This is a genomic window from Mycolicibacterium sp. lyk4-40-TYG-92 (genome assembly GCF_030209435.1).
Lineage (GTDB): Bacteria > Actinomycetota > Actinomycetes > Mycobacteriales > Mycobacteriaceae > Mycobacterium.
The window spans coordinates 37106-48478 of record NZ_JARVRX010000028.1; the positions used below are offsets into that span (position 1 = coordinate 37106).

The 11373-nt window shown below is 66.0% G+C and carries 13 protein-coding genes and 1 tRNA gene; 9 read left to right on the forward strand and 5 right to left on the reverse strand.

From position 1 onward, the window contains the following. Positions 1-6: 6 nt before the first annotated feature. Positions 7-759 (forward strand): hypothetical protein, encoded by a 753-nt coding sequence (locus QRN63_RS28470; protein ID WP_285034445.1) that lies wholly within the window; start codon positions 7-9, stop codon positions 757-759. A gap of 144 nt (positions 760-903) precedes the next feature. Here QRN63_RS28470 and QRN63_RS28475 read toward each other — a convergent pair whose 3' ends face one another. From QRN63_RS28475 to QRN63_RS28490, 4 genes are all read right to left on the reverse strand, one after another. Beyond that, positions 904-1614, reverse strand: a complete 711-nt coding sequence (locus QRN63_RS28475) for a hypothetical protein (protein ID WP_267319575.1) — start codon at positions 1612-1614, stop codon at positions 904-906. A gap of 6 nt (positions 1615-1620) precedes the next feature. Further along, complete coding sequence (locus QRN63_RS28480; protein ID WP_285034464.1) at positions 1621-1863, reverse strand: hypothetical protein; 243 nt, start codon at positions 1861-1863, stop codon at positions 1621-1623. A gap of 162 nt (positions 1864-2025) precedes the next feature. Beyond that, positions 2026-2178 carry a hypothetical protein gene (locus QRN63_RS28485; RefSeq protein ID WP_267319576.1) on the reverse strand — a complete coding sequence of 51 codons (153 nt, stop codon included), beginning with the start codon at positions 2176-2178 and terminating at the stop codon, positions 2026-2028. A 209-nt stretch (positions 2179-2387) separates the two neighbouring features. Next, positions 2388-2477: transfer RNA gene (locus tag QRN63_RS28490), tRNA-Ser, on the reverse strand. Between the two features lie 64 nt (positions 2478-2541). Here QRN63_RS28490 and QRN63_RS28495 point away from each other — a divergent pair. Both QRN63_RS28495 and QRN63_RS28500 read left to right on the forward strand, forming a co-directional pair. Further along, positions 2542-3513: an NAD(P)H-quinone oxidoreductase gene (locus QRN63_RS28495; protein ID WP_285034448.1), complete on the forward strand. Its 972-nt coding sequence runs from the start codon at positions 2542-2544 to the stop codon at positions 3511-3513. Between the two features lie 9 nt (positions 3514-3522). Next, entirely contained in the window at positions 3523-3921 is a 399-nt protein-coding gene (locus QRN63_RS28500) for an acyl-CoA thioesterase (protein WP_267319578.1), read from the forward strand. Here QRN63_RS28500 and QRN63_RS28505 read toward each other — a convergent pair whose 3' ends face one another. Then, positions 3922-5118, reverse strand: coding sequence for a cysteine desulfurase-like protein (locus tag QRN63_RS28505; RefSeq protein ID WP_267319579.1), 1197 nt, complete (start codon positions 5116-5118; stop codon positions 3922-3924). It lies immediately after the preceding gene. A gap of 112 nt (positions 5119-5230) precedes the next feature. On the opposite strand from QRN63_RS28505, the gene QRN63_RS28510 reads away from it, so the two are divergent. From QRN63_RS28510 to QRN63_RS28535, 6 genes are all read left to right on the forward strand, one after another. Next, positions 5231-7189: a DUF6541 family protein gene (locus QRN63_RS28510; protein ID WP_502888207.1), complete on the forward strand. Its 1959-nt coding sequence runs from the start codon at positions 5231-5233 to the stop codon at positions 7187-7189. Between the two features lie 13 nt (positions 7190-7202). Further along, a complete protein-coding gene (locus QRN63_RS28515; RefSeq protein ID WP_267319580.1) occupies positions 7203-7733 on the forward strand; it encodes a bacterial proteasome activator family protein in 531 nt (176 codons plus the stop codon). A gap of 3 nt (positions 7734-7736) precedes the next feature. Next, positions 7737-8540, forward strand: coding sequence for a galactan export ABC transporter ATP-binding subunit Wzt/RfbE (gene wzt, locus QRN63_RS28520; RefSeq protein ID WP_267319581.1), 804 nt, complete (start codon positions 7737-7739; stop codon positions 8538-8540). A gap of 5 nt (positions 8541-8545) precedes the next feature. Next, complete coding sequence (glfT1, locus tag QRN63_RS28525; protein ID WP_285034463.1) at positions 8546-9484, forward strand: galactofuranosyltransferase GlfT1; 939 nt, start codon at positions 8546-8548, stop codon at positions 9482-9484. Further along, a complete protein-coding gene (wzm, locus tag QRN63_RS28530; protein WP_285034451.1) occupies positions 9481-10311 on the forward strand; it encodes a galactan export ABC transporter permease subunit Wzm/RfbD in 831 nt (276 codons plus the stop codon). The genes glfT1 and wzm overlap by 4 nt, the downstream gene beginning before the upstream one ends. 176 nt (positions 10312-10487) lie before the next feature. Beyond that, positions 10488-11123 carry a hypothetical protein gene (locus QRN63_RS28535; protein WP_285034453.1) on the forward strand — a complete coding sequence of 212 codons (636 nt, stop codon included), beginning with the start codon at positions 10488-10490 and terminating at the stop codon, positions 11121-11123. Positions 11124-11373: the final 250 nt, after the last annotated feature.

An 11373-nucleotide genomic window follows, 5' to 3' on the forward strand; every position in this document is an offset into this window, starting at 1 on the left:
CGCGTCATGCCGTCGATGACGCCCGCACCACGCCTGATCACGGCCGCGGCACTGACCGTTGTCACCCTCGCTGGTTGTACACCGGCCACTCCGAGGCCGACCGCAACGACCGCGAGCACCACAACGACCACCCGTGCCACCTCGACCGCACCGCCGGCCGCCGAAACGCACGGATACTCGATCACGTCGATCACCACGCCCGGGTCGCAGCCCGGTAAGTCGGTGACCATCCCGCAGCTTTCCGGTGGCGACCCAGCCGTCACCGCCCGCTTCAACGCCGCCATGCGGGCCTCCCGGGCCGACATGCCCGAGCAGTCCGCCACCACGAGCGTCGACGATGGCGTGATCGACGGATTCCGCAGCGGCGTAACCAGAATCGGCTCCGGCGTCGTGGCCGGACGCATCGTGCTGTTCTGGTACGGCAAGGGCGCCGCGCACCCCAATCAAAGCCTGGGCACAGTGGTGATCGCCACCCGCACCGCGACGCCGGTCACCCTCAACGACCTCTACCAGGATCACGCGGCCGCGCTGACCCGGCTACGGACGCTGCTGCCGCAGCTGGACACCAGCGGACGGCTGGATGCGCAGCAGTTGTCGCAGGACGACATCGACGTCAACTGGCTGCCGACGCCGACCGGGCTTCAGGTCTACGTACCGGTGGCCCATGCCCTGGGTGACTACGTGGCTGTCACGGTGCCGTGGGACCGGATCGCCGACCTACTGCGGCCAGGGATGCTTGAGGTACTGCGGGCGGATTAGGTATCCGAATATTGTTGTCGGTCAACATGTTCCGAAGAACAAGCGGAACGAGTGGAATTGGGTCCGCCCTGGGCATTGGGACTTCGCGGTGAGCCACGGTCCGTTCGAGGTTGACCGGACGAACTTAAAAATTGAACAGGACGCTCACAGTTGGCTAAGCAGCTCGTCGAGCGCTTCCCATAGATCGCCTTTGGGTGTGAACGTCCCCTGATACCAGTCCCATGCCCTGCCGAGGCCATCACTCACGTCGAGGCATAGTCCACCACCGGCACCATCGCGACCGATTTCAACCAATTTGTCTATGTCGGGCTTACTGCGTTCTCCACGAAATGTAAATTCTGAAGGATCGCCATGCTCTGCGGGCAACAAAAAGTTGCCGCTCGGACTCAGCCCAGCTCCGCCAAAGTCGTCGTAAAAGCCGTCATGGATTTCCAGATAAAAACTCTGCAAGCCGGCTGGAATGCCGCTCCAATACGCTGGAATGTCGGTATGGGGCAGTGGCGCTGGCCCGAATCTGGTATCGAACGCACTTTCATTATCCGAATTGCGTAGAACGTACAGCAGAACTGGCTTCTGTCCACTTTCGTCCGCTGCGCGCGTCGAGACCATGCGCGCAATAAATACACCGAGGCCATCTTGCGCCAGTTTGTCAGTCAGGCGCGGCAGGCGTCGCGCGATTACGGGCTGCCAGACGCGTAGGGCGAGTTCGACGCCGTCCCGCCCGTCGGCTGCATTTGCGTCGAGCCACCATTGCGGCACGCTTTCGGGCGCGACGTCGTCGTTTTCGAGCAGGTCGATACGGTGTCCACCGATTCTGTCCCTAATGAACAGTTGATAATCTGCCCTGAGTGTCACGTTTGTTCATCCTTCACGAGCGAACGGCTTCGACAGCTTTCTGAAAAATGTGCTGGACGAACGCGACTCGTTGGTGGTGTTCACGTCCACCACCCAGCCGTCATCGGTGACGAACTGCGTCCACCGATCCGGCATCGGCTGCGGATCAGCGATCGCGATACCCGCGCCGTATCCGCACGATGCGACAGATACAGCGAACACCACTGCCGTCGCGGCCAGACGCCGCGACGACAGGCCAAATACGAGCATGCATGAATCCCCCTGCGAAGACCAGCCTCAAGCCCCCCGGCTCGCTTGGCCTTTCACGTAATACTGCGAACAATCGAATAAGGTGACTGATGCGTCAACTCCTACGCGATCAGAAGTGGAGCTAACAAAGTAGCTTCACTAATAATGCTGGATGGAGTCAGCTCATCCGTGCGACCACCCTCTGCGGATGAAGCAGCTATCAGCGGGCCACACCCGCCGCGGGCTGGGCAACTCCAGCAACGTGGCGTCGGCGTGCCGACGTGCATCGATGACGTACCAGCACTCGCCGACGGCGATGCAACGTTCCGCAGTCACTAACTCACCTGCCCACATACATCGCTGTACGCAGCGTCGTGCATTGCCGCGATGGTGGTCGAAACAGGCGGAGATTCTGTGGTGAATTCACTTGGCCCGAGCCGGGAAACTTCCTGTGCCAGCCGGGCGCCCACGGCGTGTCAGAAACGCAGCGTGATCGGTTTCACCGATACGAACCCCGCTGACGCTGGGTTCGAAGGTCGAACATTTGGCGGTGGCGGAGGGATTTGAACCCCCGGTTGGGTTTAACCAACTCTCGCTTTCAAGGCGAGTGCATTAGGCCGCTCTGCCACGCCACCGCCGAACAGCCTAAGGGGTCCGGGCCCGAGCGGGCCCAGAGGGTCCGTGTGTAGCGTTGCGGCTATGCGCGCCATCGTCGTCGAATCCCCAGGTCAGCTGGCATGGTCCGAGGTACCGGACGTAACGGCCGCCGCCGGCGAGGTCGTCATCGACGTGACGACCGCCGGGGTGAACCGGGCCGACCTGCTGCAAGCCGCCGGCCTCTATCCCCCGCCGCCGGGTGCCAGCGACATCCTCGGGCTGGAGGTCTCGGGTGTGGTCTCCGAGGTCGGTACGGGCGTCGCGGACTGGGCTGTCGGCGACGAGGTGTGTGCCCTGCTGGCCGGCGGTGGCTACGCCGAGAAGGTGGCCGCGCCCGCGGCCCAGGTCATGCCGATCCCGGCGGGCGTGGGGCTGCATCATGCGGCCGGCCTGCCGGAGGTCGCCGCCACGGTGTGGTCCAACCTGTCCATGACCGCCCAGCTGAGCTCCGGGCAGTTGGTGCTGCTGCACGGCGGCGCGAGCGGGATCGGCACGCATGCCATCCAGGTCGCGCGCGCGCTGGGCGCCCGCGTCGCAGTCACCGCGTCACTCGAGAAGCTGGAGCTCTGTCGCGAACTCGGCGCCGACATCCTGATCAACTACCGCGACGAGGACTTCGTCGAACGGGTGACGGAGGCAGGCGGAGCCGACGTCATCTTCGACATCATGGGCGCCTCCTACCTGGACCGGAATATCGACGCGCTCGCACCCGACGGCCGCGTGGTGATCATCGGTATGCAGGGCGGCGTCAAGGGCGAGCTGAACATCGCCAAGCTCCTGTCCAAGCGGGCCGGCGTCATCGCCACCGCGTTGCGCTCGCGTCCCCTCGATGGGCCGTCCGGCAAAGCCGCGGTGATTTCCGAAGTGGTGGAACATGTTTGGCCCATGATCGCCGACGGCCGGGTGCGGCCGATCATCGGCGCCGAACTGCCCATCGAGCAGGCCGGAACAGCGCACCAGCTCCTACAGGAAGGCGCCGTTTCCGGGAAAGTGCTTCTGCGGGTGAGGGATTAGGTTGAGGTTGTGACGTTCACCTACACCGCGCCGGTCCGTTACCTGGAGGTCGACCAGCAGGGCGTCGTCTTCAACATGTGGTACCTGGCCTACATGGACGAGGCCTTCGCCGCGTTCGTCACCCAGACGGCGTCATGGCACGACATCGTCGACGCGGGCGTCGACACTCAGGTGGTGCACACCGAACTGGACTGGTCGGGTTCGCTGAAGTGGGGCGACCAGATTCACGTCGACGTCACCGTTCCTACCCGAGGACGTACCTCGTTCACGGTCGAATTTCTCATCCACGCAGGCGATTCCGCTCAGCCCATCGTCACCGCGCGGACCGTCTACGTCTGCATCGCGACCGACGGCTCCGGGAAGATCGAACCTCCGCAGATCCTGCTCGACGCGCTGGACTGCACGTAGCTAACCGAGCGAGGCCAGCGCCCGGACGAGCTGATCCACTTCGGCGGTCGTCGTGTAGTGGCCGAGGCCGACCGTGACTGCGCCGCCGATGTCGTTGACGCCGATGGCCTCCAGGACCCGGGAGTTGCCGTCCGACACCGCCAGTACGCCGTTGTCGGCGAGCCGACTGATCACGCGGTCGGCGGGCACGCCCTGGACCGCGAAGCTCAGCACCGGAATGGCGGCCTCGGGTGCGCCGAGAACCATGACCAACGGCAATGACCGCAACGAGTTACGCAGGTACCCGAACACCCGGCCCAGGTAGGCCTCCGCCGACTGCATGGAGCGCGCGAGCCGTTCGCGGCGGGAACCGGTGGCCGCGTCGTCGAGGTTGGCCAGGTACTCGATGCTGGCGACGACCCCACCGAGCAGGCCGAACTGGTGCGCGCCGACTTCCAGCCGCGCGGCCCCCGTGGCATTCGGGTCCAGTGAAACCGCGGCCAAGGTGTCGATCATCGCGGGATCGCGGAACACCAGCGCGCCGATCGGCGGCCCACCCCACGCGATCGCGTTGAGCGCCACCACGTCGGCGTCGACGTCGTTGATGTCCAGCAGGCGGTAGGGCGCGGCCACGGAGTGGTCGACGACGACCATGCCACCGTTTTCCCGCGCCATCTTGGTCACCGGCCGTAGATCGGTGACGGTGCCGAGCTTCGAGGATGCCGACGTGATCGCGATCAAGCGAGTCGGCCGGGTGATGAGCGTCTCCCACTGCCAGCTGGGCAGTTCACCGGTCTCGATGTCGACCTCGGCCCACTTCACCTTGGCGCCATAGCGATTCGCGGCCCGCAGCCACGGTGCGATGTTGGCCTCGTCGTCCAGGCGGGTGACGACCACTTCGTAGCCCAGGCCCGACCGCGACGCCGACGCCTCGGCCAGCGAGTTCAGTAGGACGGCACGGTCGGCGCCGAACACCACCCCGCGCGGGTCGCCGCCGACGAGATCGGCGACCGCCTGTCGCGCGGCGGTCAGGACCGCGGCGCTGCGCTGCGCGGCCGGATGGGGGCCGGCGGCCGACGACATGGACCCGCGGAAGGCAGTGGAAACAGTGGTCGCTACCGAGTCCGGCAGCAGCATTCCGGTCGGTGCGTCGAAATGCACCCAGCCGCCGCCCAGTGACGGGTGCAGACCGCGCACCCGGGCGACGTCGTATGCCATGCCATGCCAACCTTCGAGCGATTCAGGCCTGCCAAGCCAAATTTATCCGGCGGGCGCGCCCCGCTGCACACACCGGCGAAAGCCGGGCTACCCGAACAGCCATACTAGTGCAGTGAGCTTGGCGTCCGGCGTCCTTGTCGCCCTGTTGATCATGGTGATACCTGGAGCAATCACCGCCCGCGTAGCGCAGCTAACCTGGCCCGTTGCCATCGCAGTCGGCCCCGCAGTGACCTACGGCATCGTGGCCCTGGCCGTCGTCCCACTCGGTGCCGTCGGCGTCCCGTGGAACGGGTGGACGGCCTTGCTGGCGTTCGTCATCGTGGTCGCGGTGGTTGCCGGGCTTCGTCGTGCGCTGCGGCGCTACCGGGACACTGCGGCGGAGGCCCTCGCGATCAGCCGTGGCCCGGCCCTGTTCGTCGCCGCGGGCATTCTGGTCGGCGCGACGGCGATTGCAATTTCAGCAATCCTCGGCATGCCGCATTGGCAATCCATTCCGAGCACTTGGGACTCGGTCTGGCACGGCAACACCATTCGCTGGATTCTCGACGTCGGTCAGGCTTCGCCCACCCACATGGGTGAGCTTCGTAACGTCGAGACACACGCGTTGCTGTACTACCCGTCGACCTTCCACGCCCTGGCCGCCGTCTTCTGCCAACTCACCGGCGCCGCGCCTGCGACGGCCTACACCCTGCACTCCCTCGCGGCCTCGACCTGGCTGTTCCCCGTCAGCGCGGCAAGCCTGACGTGGGCCATGGTCCGGCCCCACACCTGCCAGCGCTGGAGCGCGGGAGCCGCCGCCACGGCAGGCGCTCTGGCGGCGTCGTTCACCGCGGTCCCCTACGTCGAGTTCGACGTCGCTGCCGTCCCCAACCTGGTGGCCTACGGTCTCGCCGGGCCGACGACCGTGCTGATCATGTCGTGCCTGCGGCACCGCGACCGGATCCCGGTGGCCGTCATCGCCCTGATCGGGGTGTTCTCCACGCACATCACGGGCGGCGTCGTCGTCGTCACGTTCGTCGGCGCCTGGTGGCTGTGCGACACCCTCCGGCATCCGGTGCGCGGCCGGCTCGCCGACTTCCTGACCCTGTTGACCGTCGCCGTGCCGTCCCTGGTGCTGCTGTTGCCACAGTTCATCGGGGTGCTGGCGCAGGCCGACATCATCGTCGGGCACGCCTTCATCACGCATCAGACCCGGCTCCGGGTGCTGTTCAACGCCATCGTGCAGCACACGCGCCACCTGAACGACTACCCGATCCAGAACATGCTGATCGCGCTCGGCGGCGTCGGCGGCCTGATCGTGCTGATCAAGCGCGTCTGGTGGCCGGCGTTGGTCTGGGTGGTACTGATGGTCGCAATCGTGCATTCGGGTGCGCCGTTCGGCGGCCCCATCGGTGCGCTGATCGGTACGTACGCCGACCTCTACTACAGCGACCCGCGTCGGCTGTCGGCCGTGGTGACCCTGCTGATCACGCCGTTCGCCGGCATCGCACTGTTCGCGATGATCAAGTTCGTCGTCGACTGGCTGCGCAAGCGAGCACCCCGCACAGAACGGTTCTGGGCCGTTGTGACGGTGGTCCTGCTCGCCTTTTCGACCATCGGCCTGGCCGGGCACTACTTCCCGCGACACCGCTACCTGATCGGCCAGAAGTACGACCAGATCATGGTCAACGACAAGAACCTCGAGGCCTTCGCCTACCTGGCGACGCTGCCCGGCGCCAAGGACACCTTGATCGGCAATGCGAACACCGACGGCACGTCATGGATGTACGCGGTCGCGGGGCTGCACCCGCTGTGGACCCACTACGACTACCCGCAGCAGCAGGGCCCGGGCTATCACCGCTTCATCTTCTGGGCCTACGCCGACGACGCCGACACCGATCGGCGCATCGCGGAGGCCGTGCACGCCCTGAACATCCGGTACGTGATCACCAGCTCGACCATCGTCAAGGGGTTCGTCATGCCCGACGGACTAGTGTCGCTGGATAGGTCGAAGTCGTGGGCGAAGATCTACGACAATGGGCGGTCCCGCATCTACGAGTGGCGCGGCGACACCGCACCGGCGAAGAGATAGGAACACTGCAGGCATGACGCTGAAACCAGAAGACGACGACGACAACATCGAGGTCATCGGCGGGGACCTGGCATTGGGCGGGGATCCGGGACAGGACTCCGACCAGGGCGACGAAGGCAAATCGCTGACCGACCTGGTCGAGCAGCCGGCCAAGGTCATGCGCATCGGCACCATGATCAAGCAGCTGCTGGAAGAGGTGCGCTCCGCACCGCTGGACGAGGCCAGCCGCAACCGCTTGCGCGACATCCACCGGTCGAGCATCCAGGAACTCGAAGACGGCCTGGCCCCGGAATTGACCGACGAGCTGGAGCGGTTGTCGTTGCCGTTCTCGGAGGACAAGGTGCCGTCGGCCGCCGAGCTGCGCATCGCGCAGGCCCAGCTGGTCGGCTGGCTCGAAGGCCTGTTCCACGGTATTCAGACGGCCCTGTTCGCGCAGCAGATGGCCGCCCGTGCGCAGCTCGAGCAGATGCGCCAGGGCGCCCTGCCGCCCGGCGCCGACGGTGGCCGCGGCCCGTTCCAGTCCGGCACCGGCCAGTACCTGTAAACCGTGACGGAACCGCACATCTCCACGCAGAACGCGTGGGTCGAATTCCCGATCTTCGACGCGAAATCCCGTTCGCTGAAGAAGGCCTTCCTGGGCAAGGCCGGTGGCGGCATCGCCCGCAACGAGTCGAATGTCGTTGTGATCGAAGCGCTTCGGGACATCACCATGTCGCTCAAGATGGGCGACCGGGTGGGGCTGGTCGGGCACAACGGCGCCGGCAAGTCGACGCTGCTGCGCCTGCTGTCGGGCATCTACGAACCGACGCGCGGTTCGGCGACCGTGCGCGGCCGCGTGGCCCCGGTCTTCGATCTGGGTGTCGGCATGGATCCCGAGATCTCCGGTTTCGAGAACATCATCATCCGCGGCCTGTTCCTCGGGCAGACCCGCAAGCAGATGATGGCCAAGGTCGATGAGATCGCCGAATTCACCGAACTCGGCGAGTACCTGTCGATGCCACTTCGCACGTACTCCACCGGTATGCGCGTACGCCTGGCGATGGGCGTCGTCACCAGCATCGACCCCGAAATCCTGCTGCTCGACGAGGGCATCGGCGCGGTGGACGCGGACTTCCTGAAGAAGGCCCGCACCCGGCTGCAAGCCCTGGTGGAGCGCTCCGGAATCCTGGTGTTCGCAAGCCATTCCAACGAATTCCTGGCCCGGCTGTGCCAGACCGCGATGTGGGTCGACCACGGCACCATCCGCATGACCGGCGGCATCGAGGACGTCGTCCGCGCCTACGAGGGCGACGACGCAGCACGGCACGTGCGCGAGGTGCTCGAAGAGAACGAGCGCGAGCGCCAGGCGTGACCGACATGTTGTGCGCGGTGATCGTCACGCACCGGCGGCCGGAGCTGTTGGCGAAATCCCTTGCCGTCGTGTGCTCCCAGACGCGACTGCCCGATCACGTCGTCGTCGTCGACAACGACAACGATCCGGCGGTACGGGTACTCGTCGAGTCCCAGCCGGTCGCGACGACATACCTCGGTTCGGCCCGGAACCTCGGCGGCGCAGGCGGTTTCGCACTGGGCATCCTGCACGCACTGGCCTTGGGCGCCGAGTGGGTGTGGCTGGCCGACGACGACGGCCGTCCCGCCGACTCGTCGGTGCTTGCGACGCTGCTGGACTGCGCGGCGAAGCACGACCTGGCCGAGGTGTCTCCCATGGTGTGCGACCTGAATGAGCCTGCCCGACTGGCCTTTCCGTTGCGCCGCGGGTTGGTGTGGCGGCGGTATGTATCGGAGTTGCAGGTCGACGCCGGATCTGACGCTGGTGCCGGGGCCGATCTATTACCCGGTATCGCGTCGTTGTTCAACGGCGCGCTGTTCCGCGCCTCGACGCTGGAAGCCGTTGGCGTGCCGGACATCCGGCTGTTCGTCCGCGGCGACGAGGTCGAGGTGCACCGCCGGCTCGTCCGTTCCGGCCTGCCGTTCGGCACCTGCCTGAACGCGGTGTATCTCCACCCGCAGGGATCCGACGAGTTCAAGCCGATCCTCGGTGGTCGCATGCACACGCAGTACCCCGACGACGCCACCAAGCGCTACTTCACATACCGCAACCGCGGATACCTGCAGTCCCAACCGGGTCTGCGGAAGCTGGTCCCCCAGGAGTGGGTGCGCTTCGGGTGGTACTTCCTGATCACCCGGCGTGATCCGGCCGGGCTGCGCGACTGGATGCGGTTGCGCCGCTTGGGACGAGACGAGAAGTTCAGCAGGCCCGGTTCGGGCGGACCCAATACAGGAGGGCAGCGATGACGTTCACCGACGCGGCCGCGCAGTCCAAGACGCTGCGCCGCGCCTGGGGCGACCTGGTGACCGGCTTCGGCAAGCGCGAACTCTGGCTGCACCTGGGCTGGCAGGACATCAAGCAGCGCTACCGGCGCTCGGTGCTCGGCCCCATCTGGATCACCATCGCGACCGGCACCATGGCCGTGGCGCTGGGCGGGCTGTACTCCCAGCTGTTCCACCTGCCACTGGCCGAGCACCTGCCCTACGTGACGCTGGGCCTGATCATCTGGAACCTGATCAACGCGTCCATCCTCGAAGGTGCCGACGTGTTCATCGCCAATGAGGGCCTCATCAAACAACTTCCGACGCCGCTGTCGGTGCACGTCTACCGGTTGGTGTGGCGTCAGGTGTTGCTATTCGCGCACAACATCATCATCTTCGTGATCATCGCGATCATCTTCCCGAAGCCGTGGTCGTGGGCCGACCTGTCGGTGATCCCGGCGCTGGCGCTGATCGTGGCCAATTGCGTCTGGGTCGCCCTGTGTTTCGGCATCCTGGCCACGCGGTACCGGGACATCAGCCCGCTTCTGGCGAGTCTGGTGCAGCTGCTGTTCTACATCACCCCGATCATCTGGAACGACCAGACGCTGCGCCTCCAGGGTGCGGGCACCTGGGCGAAAATCATTGAGCTGAACCCACTTCTGCACTATGTGGACATCGTGCGCGCCCCGCTGCTCGGCCAGCCGCAGGAGTTACGGCACTGGGTCGTGGTGATCACGCTTACCGTGCTGGGCTGGGTCGTCGCCGCGCTCGCGATGCGGCAATATCGCGCCCGCGTGCCGTACTGGGTGTAGTTCGCCTCCCCGATCCGGCGCGGCGAAGTCCACTGATCAGGTGTTGCGTAGGTCACTGCCGTGGGCTTAGCTCGTTGTCTCCACGGACCCGGCCGGTCACCTCAGCGTCACCTCGGGTTCGGTGGCGCGGAGTTCAATTGGGGCGACCGGCTTTCCGCGTTCCAACAGGAGCAACCATGACCATCACCGAAACCCCCACCACCAACGACACCGCGAACGGGCAGGTCATCGAGGCCGAACTCGTCGAGACCACCAAGGCTGCCGCCGAAGAGGCGACCAACACCGCGCTCGCCATCCGCGAGGTACTGAGCGGCGTGCTGGAGCGTCAGCTCGACGCCGGCCACAGCCTCACGCGCCAACTGGTCAGCGCGACCTCCGCTGCCACCGAAGCGGTCGTCGAGTCTCCGGCCAAGGTGATCTCCTCCATCCGCGACGGCGCCACCCTGCCGGATGCCGTGAGCGAGACCGGTTCAGCCGTTCAGGACGTGCTGGCCGAGTCGGGCCGCGACATCCGCAGCGCCGTCGGCGAATACGTCGGTCGCAACGCCGTCGGCCCCAACGCCATCATCGCCGGCGCCTCACAGGTAGCGGGCTCGCTGGTGCGCGCGCAGGGCGCCCTGACCGCGACCGCGGTCGACGGCCTGTTCACCGTGGCCGGCACCGCAGCCCAGGGCGCCGAGGACGTGCGCGAGGTCGCCACGCGCGAGTGGAGCGAGCTGCGCACCACCGCCTCGTCAGCCCGTGAGGCCATCGAAGCGCAGGTTTCCGCTTCGCGCGAGAGCATCCGGGACGCTTTCGGCACCACTGCTTGATTCACCGCGACGCTCGGGGTCGGCTGCTACGAGCGGCCGACTCCGAGCACCCCATGAGTTGTTTGCCTGCGCCGATGTGAGTTATCCACAGGTTTGAATTGCCCCTGGCACGCCTTGTCGAGTGCGCGTAGACTCGAACACATGTTCGAACATTCTGGTATCGGGGCCGGCGGTGTGCTGGTTCACGATGTCGGTGTGGTCGATTCGATGATCCATTACGCGCGGGTGTCGAATGTCGCTGAGTCGGGGA

Coding starts and splice junctions, on each gene's coding strand:
- QRN63_RS28470 (WP_285034445.1), top strand. CDS start 7: ATGCCGTCGATGACGCCCGCACCACGCCTGATCACGGCCGCGGCACTG.
- QRN63_RS28505 (WP_267319579.1), bottom strand. CDS start 5,118: ATGGCATACGACGTCGCCCGGGTGCGCGGTCTGCACCCGTCACTGGGC.
- QRN63_RS28535 (WP_285034453.1), top strand. CDS start 10,488: ATGACCATCACCGAAACCCCCACCACCAACGACACCGCGAACGGGCAG.
- wzm (WP_285034451.1), top strand. CDS start 9,481: ATGACGTTCACCGACGCGGCCGCGCAGTCCAAGACGCTGCGCCGCGCC.
- QRN63_RS28480 (WP_285034464.1), bottom strand. CDS start 1,863: ATGCTCGTATTTGGCCTGTCGTCGCGGCGTCTGGCCGCGACGGCAGTG.
- QRN63_RS28515 (WP_267319580.1), top strand. CDS start 7,203: ATGACGCTGAAACCAGAAGACGACGACGACAACATCGAGGTCATCGGC.
- QRN63_RS28495 (WP_285034448.1), top strand. CDS start 2,542: ATGCGCGCCATCGTCGTCGAATCCCCAGGTCAGCTGGCATGGTCCGAG.
- glfT1 (WP_285034463.1), top strand. CDS start 8,546: ATGTTGTGCGCGGTGATCGTCACGCACCGGCGGCCGGAGCTGTTGGCG.